The organism is Asticcacaulis biprosthecium C19, assembly GCF_000204015.1.
Lineage (GTDB): Bacteria > Pseudomonadota > Alphaproteobacteria > Caulobacterales > Caulobacteraceae > Asticcacaulis > Asticcacaulis biprosthecius.
On sequence record NZ_GL883077.1, the window covers coordinates 1,583,925 to 1,603,778 of the forward strand.

Here is a 19,854-nt window from a genome sequence, read left to right on the forward strand (position 1 = left end):
GTTTCAGCGCAAACGCAACGTCTTGACCGAGGATTTCCTGTTCGGGCTGCACAAGCGCATGTTCCGCAGCGTCTGGAGATGGGCGGGTAAGGCTTGCAACGATAGCAAGCCAAAACTGAGATTTAAGCCTTTATCTTTTTCAGGTGTCTGGAAGCTTCCTCTACCATTCCCGGCTTACCCTCCAACTTGGACATTTGGTTATCAAAAATCCGCTGGGCCCATTGCGGATGCGTCTTCACCGAGGCCTTGATAATCTCAACAATCCTTCTTGGGCTTTGCCGACGCAGAGCTGTCGACAGGCTCTTTATCTGATTGGGATCACGAGCGAGAGCGGCTGTGACTAAAGCAATACAAGAGTTTGTGCCGGCCAGAACCCCTGCCACATGATGTTGAACGAAGGGCATAGTAATATAGGTAGCCCCCTTCATCCTGACCGCATGCTGATGGTCAGGGCCGTATCTTGGATCCGCAAACACAAACGCCTCCGCGCAAAGGTCCTGGCCTTCAATTGGCGTTCCTGTCCGACCAGGAGTAAAGTGGTCAACGTAGCGCTGATCGAACTCTCCGACCAGACTGGGGTCAATTGACCATTGCGGACAAAGCGCGAGCGCGGCATCTGCGTTCAGCATACGAGAATACTTCAAGGCACCATAGCCCCCCATCGAGGACCCATAAGTAACCCGATGTGCGAATTTTGACAGATCTGGTTCTATTGACCGTATAGCGCTAGCCATCTGCGCATCAGGGTACCAATTCGGACGTTTCGCCATAAAGCCGATTACAGTCATGTTGGCTTTCTGGCCGACAATTTTCCCAAAAAAATTTACGCCGTCGGCAAGGGAATTCAAGGAACCGAAGGTCACCAAGGCAAAATCAGACTTTCCGTCATACTTCAGGACCTGCACTTCACTGTCGTCATAGATAATCATCAAAAGACTTCTCTGAACCGCTCCGGGACGCGTATCATTCCGCTACGCGCAGGCGTCTCCGACTTGTACCTGCCCGTCGTCGATTGCTTCATACCGTCCATGTGTTTAGCGAGGTGCTTTGTGAAATCCCACTTCTCTATGACGCCCATATTCTGAACGTTCATATAGGTGCCGGTGATTACGTCGTCGTCCGGCCGCCTTTGATGTGCGCCCGCACCGTCTCTCGCGAACTGGATGTTTCGCGTAATGGCCATCCTTTTGAGTGCTTGGTCCATGTCAGCCATGCGGAGATGGAATAGATAAAGGTCATCAAATTCCGGGGGATGCTCGCAAGCATGAAAGCCCCCGCCCCAAGAGATTGGCTTTCTTAAAAGCAAAGGTTTGCACATCGGCGTTACAAACTGGACTCTCGTCCGCTGGCGTAAAATCGGCTGCTCATTTGTAAGTGGCGGCTCAGAGGTAGGATCATGCCGGATGTTTAAGCCAATGGCATATGCCACGGGCCGCTTTAGCTTGTGAGCATAATCCACGAGATTTGTATAAAGTCCTGGGTCGGCCACTAACATTTCGTCACAGTCTGAGTAGACCACGGCGTCGTAGTACTGCAGCAGGTCGTTTGCAAAATTGTTTATGAGCCGCATTCTGGCGCGTTCGTCAAACAACCTTCCTCTGGGCAGACGGACACGGTTGGCCCCACCGAGGTCATCCGTCGACCCGTCGTCGCTTCCATGATCCAGGATGATACAATTGTGGATTCCGACTTGTCGCCCATAGTGCCCTAGCCAAATCGGAAGGTTGAACTTTTCGTTGTAGACCATCGTGAGGGCGGCGACCGTAAACGAGTCATCCGAACGAAGTCCTGCGGTGTGAAGCTCGAAATCAAACGGCAAACCAGCCTTTGAAGAGATCGCTTCTATCTTGGCTATAAGCGAATCTCTCTTCTTGGGATCTTTCGTGGTGAACAAAGCGTGCTTCAGATGGTCAACAGCCCCGCGGTAGTCTCGCTTCCAATTGCAGTATGTGGCATTGATCTTCGCTAGGCTTAGGCTCTTGGGATACAGTGCTGAAAGATCAGAAACGAGTTGAATAGCTGCTACTCGATCAACTCGGTATGCCTCAATGAGAGCGGCCTCTAACGAAAGTCCCTCGGGAAGAGGACTGACCCGCAGCAGTTCCCGAAGCACCGAGATAGCCGATTCTTTGCGCTGCAAAGCGTAGACCCGTCCGAGTCGGATGATGAGCAATGTTGAGTTAGGCCACAGCGACGTACCGTCTACCGCCAATATCTCAGCTTCGTCGATAGAACCAAACTTTATAAGATAGTCGACAGCCTCAGCAAAAAACTCAACAATCGGTTTGCCGTCAGGATACGACGCTTTTGCTTCGTTAAGCGCTTGAAGTGTGGCGGAATAATCATCGGTTTTTCGAAGATTTCTAAAGTTCTCGAACTCTTGTGTAATTTTCTTAGGCGTAGACCAAGCCATTCGGATGCAATCCCCAGTGTAAATGGCAAGAAAAATCCAGAGACCGGGATGCTGGGGGCGGCGGCGACATGAATGCTGGCACTGAGACTGCGGGGGCCAGGGCGCCCGGTAGCCATAATGACAACCAATCGGTAACATACGACCGGTTTTCGCTTGGTCCGCCGACCGTCACGGTTTTCATGAAGTTACTTGCATAAAAACGACGATAAAACTCGACTCGGGGTTTAATCAACCACTTTATGGTAACGGTGTTATTTTAACTGTAAAGAAAAAAAAATGAGTCTTTTGAGTCTCTTAACGCCGCGGCTCGCGACATTTCTTTGACTCGTAATACGTGTGCAATCGTTTTCCGCTAAAAAATGTAAGCCAAAACAATGCATTAGGTTACCGTCTTTTTGAACAACCTTAAGGCTATTTTTTGGTTTGAACGCATGCACAACGCCGCCCGATCCAGGCAAACGGGTGAAATGCGGTTCGGCTTTTTTTTTAGAACGACATGGCGGGAGTTTGGATCGCCGGTGACGGCGGCTTAACCGCAGTATCGCGGCCACACCATGCTCGAGGGTGGCCGCGACCGCTTGACACAGATTCCCGCCAATCTCTGGGCCGCTCAGGCAACGCCTTGGATTTGAACTCGGATATCCATGCCACCCAAACCCACTTGGAAGCCCGCGGCGTGGTCTTCATCAATGCGCCGCACATGATTCACAAACACGACAACGGGATCGAAGAATGGATGGCCTTCTTCAATGACAACGAAGGCCGGCCTCTGGCGCTGATGGCGCAGGTGACACCTACGCCGTAGCGCATTGGATTTTTACCGGTGCAGCGTTTAGGAACAGCCCATGACCCTCCGCATTTCGACCGCTTCCGCCCTACTGTCTGTTGGCCTGCTGACCGCGTGCAATCCGCCCGCATCCGACAAGGCCGAGACAAGCACAACCACCGTGACGACGGTGGTTACCCCTTCCGCAAGCACACCGGCTCTCGCCACATCCGAACCGATCTCCTGCGCCACCGAGATCGGCGCGGCCGCAGCCGAAAAGCTGGTCAATGTCTGCCGCAATGTTTCCCCGGCGACCCATCCGCCCTGCAATGCCGCCAATAGCTGCGCCATGATCGAGGACGAAATCGCCCGCAGTTGCGCTCTGTTCGACGACAACGAACCGATGGCTGGCTGCGGCCCGGCGCCCAAAAGCTCACAGGCCGCCGCCGCTGTGGTCACCCGTTACTATTCCGCGCTGAATGCCAGCGACTTCGACACCGCCTGGCGGCAATGGGGCGAGGACGGCCAACCCAACCAGACCCGCGACACCTTCCAGGCCGGCTTTGCTCACACCCAATCGACGCGCGTCACCATCGGCAAGCTGGAGCCCGCCGAAGGCGGCGCCGGATCGATCTACCAGACGGTTCCGGTGACGGTCGACGCGATGCTCGACAACGGCCAACGTCAGCGTTTCACGGGCGACTATGTCGTGCGGCGGGTCAATGGTGTCGACGGGGCTTCGGCGGAGCAACTGCGCTGGCATATCGACTCCGCCCGCCTGAAGGCCGTAACGCCCGGCTGATCGGCTCTTTTGCTTTGGTCGGCTTTGGGCTACAGATCGTGCGGGCGGAGCCGGCTCAATCAAGGCCGGCCGACAAGAACTCATATGCCGAACCACACGCATGGACTGGAAATACGCAGTGTTGTCAAACGCTTCGGTGACCTGTGCGTGTTTGACGGCCTGTCTGTCGACATTGCGCCAGGTGAATTTTTTATCATTCTGGGCCCATCGGGCTGCGGCAAGACGACCCTGTTGCGTCTGATCGCTGGGCTCGAAACGGTCGATGGTGGCGAGATCCGGCTGAACGGCCGTCGCATCCACGACCTGCCGGCCGGCGACCGCGGTGTCGCCATGGTCTTCCAGGACTTCGCCCTCTATCCCCATATGACGGTCGAGCGAAATCTGGCGTTTGGCCTGCGCAACATGCAGGTGCCGCCGGCTGAGATCGACAGCCGTATCAAAGCCACCGCCGGCGCCCTGGCTATCGACGGTCTGCTGGACCGCAAACCCGCCACCCTGTCCGGCGGCCAGAAACAACGAGTCGCCTTGGCGCGGGCCTTGGTCAAAAAGCCCGACCTCCTCCTCCTGGACGAACCCCTGTCCAGCCTGGACCCATCCTTACGCCTGCACACCCGGCGCGAACTGGCGCAACTCAGCCGCAGCCTCAACGCCACCTTTGTGATGGTCACCCACGACCAGGTAGAGGCCATGACCCTGGCCAGTCGCATCATGGTCATGCACGAACACCGCATCCAGCAGGTCGGCACGCCGCTGGAAATCTTTACCCGGCCGGCCAATCTGTTCGTTGCCCGCTTCGTCGGCGCCACCCCGATGAATGTGCTGGACGGCGCGGTCTCCAAAGGCCGGGGTGGCAAGACCGAAGTCACCCTGTCCGGCCATACCGTCCGAACCGCCATTGCCCATGCCGCTCTGCCGGCCATAGAAGGATGGAAGTTGGGTCTGCGCGCCGAACATGTTGCCATCTCCGCGCCGTCCGATACCACCATCCCCGCCACGGTCGACTATGTCGAGCGCCTGGGTGAACAGTCCTGGATCCATGTCCGCCTGGCCGATGGCCGTGAGATCGTCGCCAACGAAACCGGCATCAGCCCCCATCAGCCCGGCGATGCCGTCGGCCTCATCCTCGACGGCGCCCGCGCCCACCTGTTCGACGCCGAAGGCCGCGGTTACCACGCGGAGCCGGCATGACGGGGTGGCTGGGGCGCCTGAACCGCCAGGGCTGGCCGAACCTGCTATTCGCCCTGCCATTCCTGGCCGTCTATGCCTGGCTGTTGATCTATCCGCTGCTGGCTGGGATGGGTCTCAGTCTGCACCGTGCCAACCTGTTCGGCGGGGCGCGCTTCATCGGCTTTGAAAACTATATCCGCCTGTTCCGCGACGCCACCTTCCTGCAGGCCCTGGCCAACAGCCTGCTATTCGTCCTGATGTGCGTGCCGGTCCTGGTGGTCCTGGCGCTCGGCCTGGCCCTGGCACTGAACCGCGCCACCCGGTTTGCCGCCTTCATGCGCAGCGCCGTCTTCGCCTCGTCCGTCCTGTCGGTGACGGTGATGACCATCATCTGGCGCCAGATCCTGGCCATCGACGGCGGCCTGCTCAGCCATGGCGCCCATGCGATCGGCCTGCCTGCGGTCCCCTTCCTCAGCGACCCGAACCTCGCCCTGCCCAGCCTGGCCGCGGTCACCGTGTGGTGGAGTCTCGGCCTGCCGATGATGCTGTTCCTGTCCGCGCTGCAACAGGTGCCGCGTTCGGTCTATGAAGCCGCCGCCCTGGACCGCGCCACACCCTGGACTGTGTTTCGCCAGATCACCCTGCCGGCCATCACTCCGGCCCTGGTCCTTGTCACAGCCTATGAATGCGCCCTTCAATTCCAGGTCTTCGGCCAACCGCAACTCCTGACCCAGGGCGGCCCCAATGGCGCCTCGCGGCCGCTGGTGCTTTACATCTATGAAACCGGCTTCAACCAGTGGGACATCGGCTATGCCGCCGCCGCGTCGCAGATGCTGTTCGCCCTGATCCTGGTCGCCGCCTTCGTGCCGCAACTGGCCCAGCGTCTGTGGAGGCGGGCATGAGCGCCCTGGCATTACCGGTCGTGCGCGGGCGCCAGGTATGGGCATGGGCGCGGATCGCCTTCTGCGCCGTCATGCTGGCCCTGGTGCTGGCGCCGCTGCTGTGGACGGTGTTTCTATCATTCCGAACCAATATCGACCTGCTGCGCCAGGCGCCGCTGGACCTGCGTGGGCCTTATACCCTCGACAACTATGCCGAACTGCTGCGCAACCAGACCCTGTTTCGCTGGTTCTTCAACTCGCTTGTGGTCTCGACGGTGACCGTCGCCGGCGTCCTGACCCTGTCGTCCCTGGCGGGTTACGCCTTCGGCAGGCTGGAGTTTCCCGGCCGCAACTGGCTCTACCTGATCGTCCTGGCCGGGCTGGCCATACCTGATCAATCCGTCATCCTGACCCGGCACCAGATATTCTCCGATCTGCACTGGCACAACACCTACCGCGCGCTGATCTTGCCGGGTTTGTCGGCGCCGCTGGGTGTCTTCCTGATGACCGAGGCCTTCCGCGCCATTCCGCGCGCCCAGGATGACGCCGCCCGGCTCGATCGCGCCAATGCCATAGCTACCTTCTGGCATGTCCTGCTGCCGCAAACCGTACCGGCTCTGGCCAGCCTGGGTATCTACACGTTTCTGCTGTCGTGGAACGACTACTGGTGGCCGCTGATCTCGGCGACCCGCCCGTCCATGTATACCCTGACCGAAGGCATGGCCGCAGCCCAAAGCAACTATGTCGAGGTCCTGGGCAAGGGCGTGCTGATGGCCGAAGCCGTGGTCGCCGGCCTGCCGGTACTGATCGTCTACATCCTGTTCCAGAAGCACATCGTCAACGCCGTCACCGGCATGGTGAAGCTATGAGGCGGCGCGCGCTCCTGGGCGGTCTGGCGGGTCTGAGCCTTGCCGGTTGCGCGCCGAAGGACCCGCGTCCCGCCATCACGGTCCAGCGCATCTTCGGCGATTGCCGCGCCCACGTGCCCAAGGGCGGCGCCCCGACCCAGAACCTCAACGGCGAATGCGAGATTATCACCGGCCTGCTGGACCGCTTCGAGGCAGAAAACCCCGACATCCGGCTGAACGTCAACGCGGTGGCCTGGCCAGGCTATGACCAGTTGTCGGCCCAGATCGCCGCCGACGATGCGCCGGACCTCGTCACCATGCATATGGCGGTCATTCCCGACTATCAGATCCACGGCCTGCTGACCCCCCTGGACGCCGGCCTCAAGGCCCAGGGCGTGACGCCGGACCAGTTCACGCCTGTGGCGCGGCGGGCGGTAACCATGGACGGCGAGGTCTACGGCCTCCCGTTCGACGCCTGGACGCAACTGTTCCACATCAATATGAACCTGTTCGCCAGGGCTGGCCTGGTGCGCGGCGGCGAACCTGTCTTGCCGCGCAATGCCGCCGAACTGCTGGACCAGGCGCGGCGGTTTCGCGCGGCGACGGGCAAGCCCTATCTCGTTCAGTCCTCGGTCAATGAGCGTGCAGCCTTCGCCCGCAACCTCTATACCTACCTGTTGTCGGCGCATGAGGTCATCTTCCCCGACCCGCACCATATCCGGCTGAACACGCCGCGGGCGCGTGAGGTCGTCGGCCTGTTCAAGCGGATTCACGACGAACGCCTGACCACGCGTGACCTCGACTATGTCGCCGCCACCACGGCCTTCATCAACGGCGAGGGCGGGGTCTATATCGTCGGCACCTGGATGATCGGCAATTTCGACAACGAAGCCGCCCAAGCTGGCCGGCCGCTGTATCGCGGCTATCGCGTCAAACCCTATCCGGCGCTGTTCGGCGATCCGGTCCTGCCGGCCTTTGTCGACGGCCATGCCTGGGTGATGCCCAAGCGGCGCCGTACCCCGGAGCAGGAGAGGGCGGCCTTCCGGCTGCTAAAGTTCCTGAGCGTGCATGAGGGCGACTGGACCCGGTCGGGTCACCTGACCTCGATGGCGGCCGTGGTCGGCGACCCGGTCTATCAGGCCCAGCCGCACCGCCGCGATCTGATGGCGATCACCAGCTATGGCCAGGGCCTGCCGACCGATGTCCAGCGCCAGTTCGCCATCCAGGCCATGCTGAGCGAGGAACTGGCCGCAGCGATTACCGGCATCAAGCCGATCGATCGCGCACTGACCGACGCCGAGCGCCGCATCAATGATATGCTGACCAACCTGTCGTGAACGGTAGCCTGGCTCTCCTCGACCGAGATGGGGTTTGCTGAAATCGCCCGCCCCGCTTGCGGGGAGGGGGACCGCCGAAGGTGGTGGGAGGGGGCTACCGTCAGTGGAATAGCCCCTTCCGTCTTTTTTTGCTTTCGCAAAAAATCCACCTCCCCCGTAAACAGGGGAGGCGAAGGTGGTCCATGCTAAACCCTACCTGCGTGACCGAAAATCTTCCGGTTTTCCGGCATCATCGAATTGCAGATACGCATCTTCTGATCTTGCAATATCGGCATTGACGTGTCTGACACCATGTGGCAGTTATTTATCTTATAAATCGGATAAATATAGTCCACAGGGATGAACCATGCACAAACTAGCCCCCGTTTGGGTCGCGCCCGTTCTCATGCTGCTGGCTGTGTCGGCTCAGGCCGCCGACGTCAAACGCGCGCCCTTCGGCCAACTTGCTGACGGAGGACCAAATGGCGGAAAAGTCGAGGCCATTACCCTGACCAACGCCAGAGGCACCTCGGCCACCGTCATCACCTATGGCGCCGGCCTACAGGCCCTGATCACGCCCGACCGCGACGGAAAACCCGCCGACATCACCCTGGGCTATGCGGATCTCGCCACCTACATATCGACGCCGCAATATTTTGGCGCCACCGTCGGCCGCTTCGCTAACCGCATCGCCAAGGGCCAGTTCACCCTCGACGGCAAGTCCTACCAGACCCCGGTCAATAATGGTGTCAATTCGCTGCACGGCGGCACCAAGGGCTTCGACAAGGTCAACTGGACCGTCGTCTCGGTCAAGTCCGGCGACACCGCCTCGGTCGAGTTGGAATATGTCAGCCCCGACGGCGATATGGGCTATCCCGGCCAGATGACGGTCCACGCCGTCTATGCCCTGAGCGAGGCCAATGAACTGACCATCCGCTACACGGCGACGACGACCAAGACGACCATCGTCAACATCACCAACCACGCCTACTGGAACCTGGCCGGTGAAGGCAGCCACCGCTCGATCAATGAGCACAAGCTGACCCTGTTGGCTGATGCCTATCTGCCGACCGACGTCGGCGCGATTCCGACCGGAGAGGTCCGTCCGGTTGCCGGAACGGTCTTTGACTTCCGCACCCCCACCGCGATCGGCGCCCGGGTGCGGGATGCTTCGGACCCTCAGATCGTCTATGGCCGGGGCTACGACCACAACTGGGTCGCCAGTCGCACCCGGACCGCCCAGCCACGCCTGATGGCCGTGGTCGAGGACGACGTCTCCGGCCGCAAGCTGGAACTGCGGTCGGACCAGCCGGGTATCCAGTTCTATTCCGGCAACTTCCTCGACGGCACCTCGTCGGGCAAGTCGGGCCATATCTACCGTGAGGGCGACGCCTTCGTGCTGGAGCCGCAGGTCTTCCCGGACACGCCCAATCAGCCGGACTTTGGCTCGGCCGTCCTGAACCCGGGCGAAACCTATTCCAATACCCTCATCTATCGCTTCAGCGCGCAATAGCCGACCTGACGCGACCAACATAACTCCAAGGATTCAGAAGGATAAGACATGAAACCGATGAAGTTCTTCCTGATCGGAAGCGGCATGGCGATGGTCTTCGCCACCCAGGCCCTGACCATGGCCCATGCCGAAACCCAGCGCTGGACCGAAGCCCAGGCCCATGCCTGGTACGGCAAACAAAGGTGGCTGGTGGGCAGCAACTACCTGAACACCTCGTCCATCAACCAGTTCGAGATGTGGCAGGCCGACACCTTTAATCCTGTCGAAATCGACCGCGAATTCGGCTGGGCCCAGTCGCTGGGTATGAATACCATGCGCGTCTACCTGCATGACCAGCTCTGGGAGCAGGATCCGGAAGGATTCAAGACCCGCATCGATACTTTCCTGACGATCGCGCAGAAGCACAAGATCAAGCCGATGTTCGTGCTGTTCGACTCGTGCTGGGATCCCGATCCGGTGACCGGCAAACAGCACCGCCCGACGCCCGGCACGCACAATTCCGGCTGGGTCCAAAGCCCTGGCAATGCCGGTCTGATGAATGAAGCCGGATGGGGCAGGTACGAAGCCTACGTCAAGGGCATCGTCGGGGCGTTTGGTAAGGATGACCGTATCCTGGCCTGGGACGTGTGGAACGAACCCGACAACCGTGGTGGCGGCAATTACAAGCAACTGGACGAACAGGTGAAGATCGCCCAGGTCGCCAAGCTGCTGCCGCAGGTCTTTGCCTGGGCGCGCAGCCAGGATCCGAACCAGCCCCTGACCGCCGGCCTGTGGCACAATCCCGACTGGGATAAGAAGGAGCGCCTGAACGCCGTCGAACGCGTTCAGGTCGAACAGTCCGACATCATCACCTTCCACAATTACGAGTGGCCGGAGAACCTGGAAGCGCGCATCAAGTCGTTGCAGGTCTATGGCCGTCCGATGATCCTGACCGAATACATGGCGCGTGGTAACGGCTCGACCTTCGATTCGGCCCTGCCGCTGGCCCGCAAGTACAATGTCGGCGTCATCAACTGGGGCTTTGTGCTGGGCAAGAGCCAGACCAACATGCCGTGGGATTCGTGGGAGCGTCCCTATACCCTGAACCAACCGACCCTGTGGTTCCACGACATCTTCCATCCGGACGGCACACCCTACCGCAAGGCGGAAACCGACCAGATCAAGGCCATGACGGCCGAGGCCGAAAAGGCCTTCAACCAGAAGAAATAAGCCGAAGCCGGGGAGGGCGACCTCCCCGGTTTTTTATCGACCCGCCGCTTTCATACCAGCGCGTGCAATGAATTCGCCATGGTCCGGTAGCGTTTCGGCCGCTCCCTCGATCACCGAACGGAATTTCGTCAGCCAGGCCGCGCCATCGGCCTCGCGATAAGCCAGCAAAGGATCGTTGCGTTCGGGAAAATTCATCTGACCGATATGAACCGCCAGCCAGGACGGGTCGCCGAACAGATCCAGTTCCCGGTGAGCTATCTTGCCGTAGCGCCGAAACAGCGCGATGGTTTCGCGCAACGAGTCCGGAATGTCCATGGCGGCGCAGTACCGCCACAGGGGCGAATCGTCGCGCTGGGTGAGCTTGTAGTGCAGGACGATGAAGTCGCGGATGCGCTCGAACTCGGTGCGCGTCAGGCGGTTGAACTCATCGACCAGGACGGGATCGAAGTCACGGTCAGGAAAGAGGATCAGCAACTTGGCGATACCCGACTGGATAAGATAGAGGCTGGTTGATTCCAGCGGTTCCATGAACCCGCTCGACAGGCCGATGGCGACGACGTTCTTGTTCCAGAAGTGGTTGCGCCGGCCCGTGGTAAAGCGCAGGGGCCGCGGATCGGCCAGGGGCGCACCGTCGAGATTGGCGATCAACACAGCGGCCGCGTCCTCGTCGCTGATATATTGGCTGGCATAGACATGGCCGTTGCCGGTGCGATGCTGCAGCGGTATGCGCCATTGCCAGCCGGCCTGGTGCGCGGTGGATCGGGTATAGGGTGTGAAGTCGGCAGAAGAGGTGCAGGGTACGGCCAGGGCCCGGTCGCACGGCAGCCAGTGCGTCCAGTCCTGATAGCCGGTTTTTAGCGCGCCTTCGATCAGCAGGCCGCGAAAGCCCGAGCAATCGATGAACAACTCGCCGGCAACGCTACGGCCGTCGTCTAGCGTCAGCGTCTCGACAAAACCGGTTTCGGCATTCTGCCCGACCGCGACAATCCGGCCTTCGAGACGCTTTACGCCCTTGGCCTGCGCATACGTGCGAAGCATGGCGGCGTAGAGGCCGGCGTCGAAATGGTAGGCATAGTCATAGGTCGACAGGACGTGGCGCGGATCGGCCGACGGCGGAGCGAAGCGGTTCCGCTTCGCGGCGGACCAGGCCATGCAGTAGTCGTCAAGCCCGCCGGCCTGTCCGGCCTCGAACGCGGCCTGCCAGTAATGAAAGACGCCGGCCATGTCGAAGTCGCGGCCGAAACTGCCGAACGGGTGGAAGTACGCATGATTCAACCTGCCCCAGTTGACGAACTGGATGCCCAGTTTGAACGAGCCCTGGGTGGCGCGGACGAATTCAGCCTCGTCGATGCCTAAAGTCTTGTTGAAGCGGACGATGGGCGGGATGGTGGCTTCGCCGACCCCAACGGTACCGATCTCTTCCGACTCGATCAGGGTAATGGTGCAGTTCCGCTGCAGGGCATTGCTAAGCGCGGCAGCCGCCATCCAGCCGGCCGAGCCGCCGCCGGCAATGACGATGTTGCGGATATGGCGATCCATGCGTTTCTCCCGGCGACATCCGGCCTGATTGCGGTATGCTTTGACGTCAACGCGAGCCCGCGCCAAGTCCTGAATACCGCCAAAATCCGAAAAGCCAATTGAATTATATTATAATACTGATAAATCTTATAATGAGCCATGACGCGCTTCGTTGCATCAAAAAAATTAAGGTGGAGTCACATGAAAAGGACACAGGTAAACAAGGCTATGGCGGCTTTGGCGCTCGTCATCACTGGCTGTTTCGGCGCGGTTCATGCGGCTGAGCCGGTCCAGCGCCAGCCCGTGCTCGATGTCAATTTCCCCGACCCCTTCGTCCTGGTGACCAAGGATGGACTGGCCGCCTATGCGACCAACGGCGGTGTCGGTAACCGGCACCTCAATGTGCAGTTTTCCCGTTCCGCCGACGGCCTGACCTGGAGCGCGCCGGTCGACGCCATGCCGCGGACACCGTCCTGGGCGCGGCGCTACGGCCCGGATATCTGGGCGCCGGAGGTCATGAAGATCGGCGACAAGTACGTCATGTATTTCAGCGCCCGCCATGCCCGAAAGCTACGTCCCGACGGCCTGACCTTATGCGTCGGCGCCGCTGTGGCCGACGCACCGGAAGGTCCGTTCCGGCCGCAGAGCGAGCCTTTGACCTGCGGTGGCGACATCGGCGCCATCGACGCCAACCCCTTCCGCGACGGCGATGACCTGTGGCTATACGTCAAGACCGACGGCAATTGCTGTGGTGTGCCAACCGGCATTGTCGCCCAGCGCCTCAGTGCCGACGGCCTGTCCCTGACGGGCGAGCCGCACCTAGTCTCGGGTGTCATCAACGACATGCCGTGGGAGGGCGGCGTGGTCGAGGCGACCCAGATGATAAAGCGCGGACCAATCTACTGGATGTTCTACGCCGGCAACGACTACAGCAACGAAAAGTACGCGACCGGCTACGCCATGTGCAAGACGCCGATCGGGCCATGCCTCGACGCCAAGGAAAACCCTATTCTGCAAAGCGAGCCGGGCAATCCGCCCCTGACCGGACCTGGTCACCAGAGCCTTTTCGAAATCGATGGCGATATGTGGATCGCCTATCACGGTTGGTTGGGCAGCGACGCGGACCGAAACCGCCGCCGCGTCATGTATATCGACCTGGTCGACTGGAGCACCGGCCTTCCGGTCATTGTGGCCAGATAGCTTTCACTCAGACAGGCGCACGGTTCCGAAGCGGGCCCGGCACTTGCCATCCGAATAGTCCGTGACGATCGACAATATCGACGCGCCATCCTCCGACGCCAACACCGGCGACGAATAGTTCTGACAGACATTGCCGTCCGCCGGGATATCCCGCACATCGACCGGGGCAGGGGTCATCCGCCACGGTCCGGCGCCAGTGCCGCTGTCATCGACAAACAGCGTCACCGCCGCATCCTTCTGGTGAACGCCGCCGCGATAGACGCGCTGGCCCGTCACGATCAGTCTGCCCGACCCGCGCGCCAGCGCATGGGTCGGGGTGGCTCGTAGGGTAAAGCCGTCGGGTGTTACCAACTGTTGCCCGGCATCGGCCGGATCGCCCCAGTCGACGCCATCGGCCGAAAAGCGGGTATAGACATCGCAATTGTGGCCGGGGCCGCAAATCTCATAGGTCATAAAAAACCGCCCGTCGCCCAGCCGCGAAACGACCGGCATGCCAGGCCTGTCCCCGGATGGCGCCAACTTCACGATCGCCTTTGGTGCCGACCAGTGGATGCCATCTGACGACAGGGATTGCTGCAGGATCTGCGAATGACCCGGGACGGTTTCATCCGAGAAGAGGCACCCCAACTGTCCGTTCGCGGTGAGGAGGAATTCAACCTCCCACAGCCCGCCGCCCTTGCGTTGAACCGGCGCCGTATAACAGATCGACAGATTGGACCAGGTTACGCCGCTATCGTCGCTGCGATGAATCTTCAGTCTCATGGGCTGATTGTCGATGCCTTGTCCGACCGAGCTGGCATACAACAAGGTTCCGGCCTTCAAGGCGCCGACCGCCACCGGCAGGGCATAAAGACCGCCGCAACACAGGCCGCCGGCAAAATCTGGATCGCGGATCTCACTCACCTTGGTAAAGGTGACGCCATCGTCGTCGCTGCGGAAGATATCGGCATGAGCGCCGCCTTCAAAAGCGGTGACACTGGCCACCAATGGTTTGGCCGGGGTTGTCGTCTGGCGCACGACTCGCGGATACATGGCCGTTCCGTCGCCAAGTGCCATGCCCTCCTGGGCACAGGCCGGGACAAAGGCCAGAAGACAGCAAAACGACAGCAGGCCTATCAGGGGCCGTTTGGACTGAGTCTGCATCCGTCATCCTCCATTGAGCGCATATCGTCGCTTCAAAAGTACGATAAATAAGAAGAAGGTGATAGTCTTTGTCGTCGACGCTTTCAACGAATTTGGCTCCCTGTACGCAAAGATGTCCGTTAATAAATTGAAATTGTTCAATAAATTAAATTGTATCATAATTGCACCATTTGGGATTTTCTAACGCTCTCGCGAAAAAAGCGATTGATCTCGTGATCATATAAATCATATATCATGCTCAAGAACGTCGCCCTGCCACGAGGCGCCGAAACCGACAAACAAGAACAGAGGGAAACCGGATATGAAACTTAAGGCCATTATACTGGCAACCGCCTCGACCATTTCGATGATGGCGTGGGGTGCGTCTGCCAATGCCCAAACTGCGCAGGATCAGGCCGCGCCGGAGACGTCGGCAGATGCCGCCGCTGCGCCGGGCGATGCCATCGTCGTTACCGGTCTGCGCCGCAGTATGGCGTCGTCGCGGGCTCTCAAGAGGAATTCCGACCAGATCGTTGACGCCGTCGTCGCGGCGGAAATCGGCAAGCTGCCCGATACGGCCGTGTCGGACTCGCTGGCCCGCGTGACCGGCGTCACCGTCGGCCGCAATGGCGGTGAAGCCGACAGCGTTCTGGTGCGCGGTCTGCCGAACATCGCCACCAGCTATAACGGTCGCGATATCTTTACTGCCGAGGGCCGTTTCGTCGCCTCCCAGGACTTCGCCGCAGGCAACGTCGCCGCGCTCGAAGTCTTTAAGTCGACCACCGCCGATCAGGTCGAAGGCGGGATTGCCGGTCTGATCAATGTCCGCGGCCGCCGTCCCTTTGATTTCAAGGGCCGCGAAATCTCGGGTATGGCCAACTACCTCTACGCCAACCAGTCCAAGGACTACGCACCTAACGGCAACCTGCTGATCAGCAACCGCTGGTCGACCGGGGCCGGCGAGTTCGGCGCGCTGCTCAACGTTTCCTATAATCGCTTCCACTTCCTCGACTCGAAGCGCTTCATCGGGTCCTTCGTCAGCGCCACCCTGCCGGGCGGCGCCGGAACCCCGGACGCGTCGAAATATGCCGGCAAGCGTTTCGGCGACCTGATCGGCATCAACTATGCCGAACACGACCGCGAGCGTCCGTCGGCCAATGCCGCCCTGCAATGGCGCCCGAACGAGGAACTGGAGCTTTATGCCGACTTCCTTTACCAAGGTTATCGCTCCAAGGTGTATGACCGCAATATGGAGGTCCCCCTGTGGGGCGGCAGCCAGTATAACGATATCGAGCTGAGCCTCGACAACAGCCGCGTCGAAAGCATGACGGTCGACAATCCTGTCCGCGTTCAGGGCTGGCAGGCGGCCACCACGGGCCGCACTGACACCTATCAGGTCGCAGCCGGCGGAAAGTGGAAATCCGGCCCGTGGACCGTGTCAGCCGACCTGGCTTCGACCCAGTCCAAATTCTTTCTTTCCGTTTATAGCTGGGACTTTGCCTTTACCAGCAGCCCTTCGGTCCATGTCGATTACGACGCCGGCTCGGACGGTGGCGTGAACTTCACCTTCGAGAATTTCGACACGACCAATCCGGCCAATGGCAAGTTCCGTGGCTTCTTCGACCGGCAATTGTCGGCGCGTGGCCGTGACATTCAGTTCCGCACCGATGCGGAATACCGCACCAACCTGTCCTATCTGCCCCGCGTCCGTTTCGGCGTCCGTACGGTCGACCGCAAGGCGGCCTTCGACAACGGCGAACGTTACAACAATGTGGAGGGCGCCAATATCCTGCTGGCAAGTACCGGCCTGGATATCCGCACGACCACGCCGGGTTTTGTCGGCGAAACCTACCCGTCGGTGCGTAGCTGGGCGGGCCCGACCTCGGCTTCGATCCGCGCCAAGGCCAACTCCCTGCGGGCCCTCGTCGGTTTCCCCGACGGACCGCCGCCTTACAATCCCAACCAGCATTTCACGGCCAATGAAAAATCGACCGCGGCCTATGGCCAGATCGACTACGCCTTCGACTGGGGCATACCGGTGGACGGCATCGTCGGCGTCCGCGTGGTCGACACGGATGAAAGCGTCACCAGCAGCCAGCGCACCCTGACGAGTGGCTATACCGATACCCTGCCCACGGCCAGCATGCGTCTGCATGTGACGAACGACACGCAGATCCGTATCGCTGCTAACAAAACGCGCACGCGGCCGAACTTCGGCGACCTCAACCCGAACTACGTCGTCAATTCCGGCACGCGTATCGAATACGACTCGGTTGCCAACGAATATTTCCGCTGGGGCGGCGGGTCGGGCAATATCGACTTGAAGCCCTATACCTCCGACAATTTCGACGTGACGTTCGAACACTATTTCGGCGCGACGGGCCTGTTTGCGGCCAATGTCTTCCATCGCAAGGTCGACGGCTTCATCAACTACCAGGTCATCAAGATCACGGACGACCAGTTTACCAACAATCCGGCGCCCGATCCGAACAACAACGGCTATGCCACCGATACGCAGAACGTCCGCATCAGTGTGCCCTACAACGCCAATACGGTAAACTTCAAAGGCGCGGAAGTTCAGTTCACCACCTTCTTCGACTATGACTTCCTGCCGACCTGGGCGACGCAATTCGGCATCCAGGCCAACCTGACCTACATGGAAAGCAACTCGCCGTCCTCCTACAAGCAGGACAAGAACCAGCCGGGCGTTTCGCGCCTGACCGGCAACCTGACCGGCATGTATGAAAACGGACCGTGGTCGGCACGCCTGGCTTACAACGCCCGCAGCAAGTGGCTCAATGTCTGTGACGCGGTTCAGGACTGGGGCGGCAACCCTGGCTGCGAATACACCAAGGGGACGGCCCGGGTCGACGTCTCGGCCAGTTACCGGATTTCGGACAATCTCTCGATTGCTACCGATCTGAACAACCTGTTCCCCAAACCCCTGCGCGTCTATCGCGTCTACATGAACGACATCGCCGGCGGCGGCAACGGTATCTACAACACGCAAATCCGCAACGAAGAAACCGTCTACTCGGTCGGTATCCGCTTCCGCTACTAGTTTTTCCTTCCTCTGCGACCCTCCTCCCTGGAGGTTCTAACCTTGCCTCCCTTCTCTTCCCGAGAGGGGAGGCTTTTTCTATCTTCGCAATCCTTGTCCCACGGCGTTGACCATTGGCCGCAGGTGTGGAAGATTTCTTCATATAAATCTTATTTAATCGCAGTCTTTTGGCGCGATCAGTCCGGGTTAATCGTCATGGTGTCATCCAATCAGGCGCGATCCTCTCTCGATGCGGAGGAAACGCGAATGCGCTGGACTGCCGAGGCCGCGCAGAGCTGGTATGACCGGCAACCCTGGCTGGTCGGTAGCAATTTCATACCCTCCACCGCAATCAACCAGTTTGAAATGTGGCAGGCCGCCACCTTCGATCCTGTAACGATCGATCGGGAACTGGGGTGGGCCGCCGGGATCGGTATGAACACCGCCCGGGTCTTCCTTCATGACCGGATCTGGGCCGATGACCCCGATGGACTGATTCGGCGTATCGACAACTTCCTTGGGATTGCCGACAGCCACCGCATCCGACCGATCTTCGTGCTGTTCGATTCGTGCTGGGATCCCAATCCGCAGCCGGGACTGCAACGCGCGCCCCGCCCCGGAACGCACAACTCCGGCTGGGCCCAAAGCCCGGGAACCGAAGGCCTGCGCGATGCCGCGCACTATCCGCGCCTGAAGGCGTATGCCAAGGCGGTTGTCAGCGCCTTTGCCAAGGACGCGCGCGTTCTGGCCTGGGACGTGTGGAACGAGCCGGACAACCAGGGCGGCGCGACCTATGACCAGCTCGACGAAGCGGAAAAAATTCGATTGGTGGCCGGCCTGTTGCCGCAAGTCTTCGACTGGGTACGCAGCGCGGGGCCGGTGCAGCCCTTGACCAGTGGCCTTTGGCACAACGAAGACTGGTCCCCACAGGGCCGGCTGAATGCCGTCGAAAGCATCCAACTCGAACAGTCCGACATCATCAGCTTTCACAATTACGACTGGCCGGAAATCCTGGAAGCCCGAATCGCGCAACTTAGGCCCTATGGCCGGCCTTTGCTGCTGACGGAATACATGGCGCGCGGTAACGGCTCGACGTTTGATTCGGCCCTGGTGACGGGCCGGCGCGAAAATGTCGCCATGATCAACTGGGGCTTCGTTGTCGGCAAGACGCAGACGAACATGCCGTGGGATTCATGGCAAAGGCCCTATATCGACACCCAGCCGACCCTGTGGTTTCACGATATCTTGCATGCTGACGGCCGGCCCTACCGCCAGGCGGAGGTGGAACTGATCCGCCGAATGACTCGCGAAGCCAGAAGCTAAAGCGCGCGCTTGTCGGCGTCTTCCTGGGCGTGAATAACCAGCAGCACGTCGTTGACGATCAGGTGCATGGCCGCATAAGCGCGTTTGGGGTCACGATCGAAAATGGCCTTCATGATATTCTCATGGGCTTCGATATTCGGCGTCGCTTGGTTGACGCGGGTGGTAAACTGAATCGACGTCATCAGCGCCGTGCGGATCAGCTCCTGGAATTGGTAGTAAAACGGATTGCCGGAGGCGAACAGGATCGAGATATGAAAGTCGATATCGGCCACGGTCGGGTCGCCGTCGCCGCCATCGGCGCGTACCATGCGCTCAAAAGCCAGCTTCATGCGCTGCAGGTCTTCATAGGCTGCGTTGTGTGCCGCCAGTTCGGCCGCCTTGGGCTCGACCGAAACGCGCAGTTCAGTAAATTGGCGCAGCAGGCGCAGCGAGAATTTGCGCTCCAGAAGCCAGCGCAATACATCCTTGTCGAGCAGGTTCCATTGCAAGGTCGGCTGGATGACCGTGCCCTGGCGCGGCCGCGCTATCAGCAGACCCTTGGCGGTCAGCATCTTGACGGCTTCGCGGGTGACCGAACGGCTGACGCCGTATTGCTCAGCGAGCACGGCTTCGGTAGGGAAAACCTTGTTGTCGTAATGTCCAACAACGATCGCCTTGCCGAGATGGTCCAGCAGTCCGATGGTCAGGTTACGGCCCAAGGAAAAGGTCGAGCCAAACTCTTTTTCAACGTGCATCG

Annotated in this window: 16 protein-coding genes; 11 read left to right on the forward strand and 5 right to left on the reverse strand. The window is 60.1% G+C overall.

The window, feature by feature from the left end; all coding sequences use genetic code 11:
* Window positions 1-122: 122 nt before the first annotated feature.
* Together ABI_RS07600 and ABI_RS23505 are read right to left on the reverse strand one after the other, a co-directional pair.
* Complete coding sequence (locus ABI_RS07600; protein ID WP_006272313.1) at window positions 123-929, reverse strand: hypothetical protein; 807 nt, start codon at window positions 927-929, stop codon at window positions 123-125.
* Complete coding sequence (locus tag ABI_RS23505; protein ID WP_050808218.1) at window positions 929-2,413, reverse strand: glycosyltransferase family 2 protein; 1,485 nt, start codon at window positions 2,411-2,413, stop codon at window positions 929-931. Before ABI_RS23505 ends, ABI_RS07600 begins: the two co-directional genes overlap by 1 nt.
* 622 nt (window positions 2,414-3,035) lie before the next feature.
* Between ABI_RS23505 and ABI_RS07610 the strand changes: the two genes are divergently transcribed.
* The 8 genes from ABI_RS07610 to ABI_RS07645 all read left to right on the forward strand — a co-directional run bounded on the left by ABI_RS07610 (window position 3,036) and on the right by ABI_RS07645 (window position 10,915).
* Window positions 3,036-3,218, forward strand: a complete 183-nt coding sequence (locus ABI_RS07610) for a VOC family protein (RefSeq protein WP_006272316.1) — start codon at window positions 3,036-3,038, stop codon at window positions 3,216-3,218.
* 40 nt (window positions 3,219-3,258) lie between these two features.
* Window positions 3,259-3,981: a hypothetical protein gene (locus ABI_RS07615; RefSeq protein WP_006272317.1), complete on the forward strand. Its 723-nt coding sequence runs from the start codon at window positions 3,259-3,261 to the stop codon at window positions 3,979-3,981.
* 84 nt (window positions 3,982-4,065) lie between these two features.
* Window positions 4,066-5,169 carry an ABC transporter ATP-binding protein gene (locus ABI_RS07620; RefSeq protein WP_006272318.1) on the forward strand — a complete coding sequence of 368 codons (1,104 nt, stop codon included), beginning with the start codon at window positions 4,066-4,068 and terminating at the stop codon, window positions 5,167-5,169.
* Entirely contained in the window at window positions 5,166-6,050 is an 885-nt protein-coding gene (locus ABI_RS07625) for a carbohydrate ABC transporter permease (RefSeq protein ID WP_006272319.1), read from the forward strand. The genes ABI_RS07620 and ABI_RS07625 overlap by 4 nt, the downstream gene beginning before the upstream one ends.
* Window positions 6,047-6,898 carry a carbohydrate ABC transporter permease gene (locus ABI_RS07630; RefSeq protein ID WP_006272320.1) on the forward strand — a complete coding sequence of 284 codons (852 nt, stop codon included), beginning with the start codon at window positions 6,047-6,049 and terminating at the stop codon, window positions 6,896-6,898. Before ABI_RS07625 ends, ABI_RS07630 begins: the two co-directional genes overlap by 4 nt.
* Window positions 6,895-8,214, forward strand: a complete 1,320-nt coding sequence (locus tag ABI_RS07635) for an ABC transporter substrate-binding protein (RefSeq protein ID WP_006272321.1) — start codon at window positions 6,895-6,897, stop codon at window positions 8,212-8,214. The genes ABI_RS07630 and ABI_RS07635 overlap by 4 nt, the downstream gene beginning before the upstream one ends.
* A gap of 346 nt (window positions 8,215-8,560) precedes the next feature.
* Window positions 8,561-9,706 carry an aldose epimerase family protein gene (locus ABI_RS07640; RefSeq protein WP_040308693.1) on the forward strand — a complete coding sequence of 382 codons (1,146 nt, stop codon included), beginning with the start codon at window positions 8,561-8,563 and terminating at the stop codon, window positions 9,704-9,706.
* A gap of 48 nt (window positions 9,707-9,754) precedes the next feature.
* Window positions 9,755-10,915 carry a glycoside hydrolase 5 family protein gene (locus ABI_RS07645; protein ID WP_006272323.1) on the forward strand — a complete coding sequence of 387 codons (1,161 nt, stop codon included), beginning with the start codon at window positions 9,755-9,757 and terminating at the stop codon, window positions 10,913-10,915.
* 33 nt (window positions 10,916-10,948) lie between these two features.
* On the opposite strand, the gene ABI_RS07650 is transcribed toward ABI_RS07645, so the two are convergent.
* Window positions 10,949-12,454: a tryptophan halogenase family protein gene (locus ABI_RS07650; RefSeq protein WP_006272324.1), complete on the reverse strand. Its 1,506-nt coding sequence runs from the start codon at window positions 12,452-12,454 to the stop codon at window positions 10,949-10,951.
* A gap of 180 nt (window positions 12,455-12,634) precedes the next feature.
* Here ABI_RS07650 and ABI_RS07655 point away from each other — a divergent pair, with 180 nt between their 5' ends.
* Window positions 12,635-13,633: a glycoside hydrolase family 43 protein gene (locus ABI_RS07655; protein ID WP_006272325.1), complete on the forward strand. Its 999-nt coding sequence runs from the start codon at window positions 12,635-12,637 to the stop codon at window positions 13,631-13,633.
* A gap of 3 nt (window positions 13,634-13,636) precedes the next feature.
* Here the strand turns inward: ABI_RS07655 and ABI_RS07660 are convergent, their stop codons facing one another.
* Window positions 13,637-14,776, reverse strand: coding sequence for a sialidase family protein (locus ABI_RS07660; protein ID WP_006272326.1), 1,140 nt, complete (start codon window positions 14,774-14,776; stop codon window positions 13,637-13,639).
* A gap of 301 nt (window positions 14,777-15,077) precedes the next feature.
* Here ABI_RS07660 and ABI_RS07665 point away from each other — a divergent pair, with 301 nt between their 5' ends.
* On the forward strand, window positions 15,078-17,816 hold the full coding sequence (locus ABI_RS07665; RefSeq protein ID WP_006272329.1) for a TonB-dependent receptor: 2,739 nt from the start codon (window positions 15,078-15,080) through the stop codon (window positions 17,814-17,816).
* 246 nt (window positions 17,817-18,062) lie between these two features.
* A complete protein-coding gene (locus ABI_RS07670) occupies window positions 18,063-19,118 on the forward strand; it encodes a glycoside hydrolase 5 family protein (protein WP_006272330.1) in 1,056 nt (351 codons plus the stop codon).
* Here ABI_RS07670 and ABI_RS07675 read toward each other — a convergent pair.
* Entirely contained in the window at window positions 19,115-19,852 is a 738-nt protein-coding gene (locus ABI_RS07675; protein ID WP_006272331.1) for a FadR/GntR family transcriptional regulator, read from the reverse strand. The genes ABI_RS07670 and ABI_RS07675 overlap by 4 nt on opposite strands.
* Window positions 19,853-19,854: the final 2 nt, after the last annotated feature.

What these genes read in the sequence shown, in the direction of transcription:
- ABI_RS07675 (WP_006272331.1), bottom strand. Translation starts at nt 19,852, where the DNA reads ATGCACGTTGAAAAAGAGTTTGGCTCGACCTTTTCCTTGGGCCGTAAC.
- ABI_RS07650 (WP_006272324.1), bottom strand. Translation starts at nt 12,454, where the DNA reads ATGGATCGCCATATCCGCAACATCGTCATTGCCGGCGGCGGCTCGGCC.
- ABI_RS07645 (WP_006272323.1), top strand. Translation starts at nt 9,755, where the DNA reads ATGAAACCGATGAAGTTCTTCCTGATCGGAAGCGGCATGGCGATGGTC.
- ABI_RS07600 (WP_006272313.1), bottom strand. Translation starts at nt 929, where the DNA reads ATGATTATCTATGACGACAGTGAAGTGCAGGTCCTGAAGTATGACGGA.
- ABI_RS23505 (WP_050808218.1), bottom strand. Translation starts at nt 2,413, where the DNA reads ATGGCTTGGTCTACGCCTAAGAAAATTACACAAGAGTTCGAGAACTTT.
- ABI_RS07660 (WP_006272326.1), bottom strand. Translation starts at nt 14,776, where the DNA reads ATGCAGACTCAGTCCAAACGGCCCCTGATAGGCCTGCTGTCGTTTTGC.
- ABI_RS07620 (WP_006272318.1), top strand. Translation starts at nt 4,066, where the DNA reads ATGCCGAACCACACGCATGGACTGGAAATACGCAGTGTTGTCAAACGC.
- ABI_RS07615 (WP_006272317.1), top strand. Translation starts at nt 3,259, where the DNA reads ATGACCCTCCGCATTTCGACCGCTTCCGCCCTACTGTCTGTTGGCCTG.
- ABI_RS07635 (WP_006272321.1), top strand. Translation starts at nt 6,895, where the DNA reads ATGAGGCGGCGCGCGCTCCTGGGCGGTCTGGCGGGTCTGAGCCTTGCC.
- ABI_RS07640 (WP_040308693.1), top strand. Translation starts at nt 8,561, where the DNA reads ATGCACAAACTAGCCCCCGTTTGGGTCGCGCCCGTTCTCATGCTGCTG.
- ABI_RS07655 (WP_006272325.1), top strand. Translation starts at nt 12,635, where the DNA reads ATGAAAAGGACACAGGTAAACAAGGCTATGGCGGCTTTGGCGCTCGTC.
- ABI_RS07625 (WP_006272319.1), top strand. Translation starts at nt 5,166, where the DNA reads ATGACGGGGTGGCTGGGGCGCCTGAACCGCCAGGGCTGGCCGAACCTG.
- ABI_RS07630 (WP_006272320.1), top strand. Translation starts at nt 6,047, where the DNA reads ATGAGCGCCCTGGCATTACCGGTCGTGCGCGGGCGCCAGGTATGGGCA.
- ABI_RS07665 (WP_006272329.1), top strand. Translation starts at nt 15,078, where the DNA reads ATGAAACTTAAGGCCATTATACTGGCAACCGCCTCGACCATTTCGATG.
- ABI_RS07670 (WP_006272330.1), top strand. Translation starts at nt 18,063, where the DNA reads ATGCGCTGGACTGCCGAGGCCGCGCAGAGCTGGTATGACCGGCAACCC.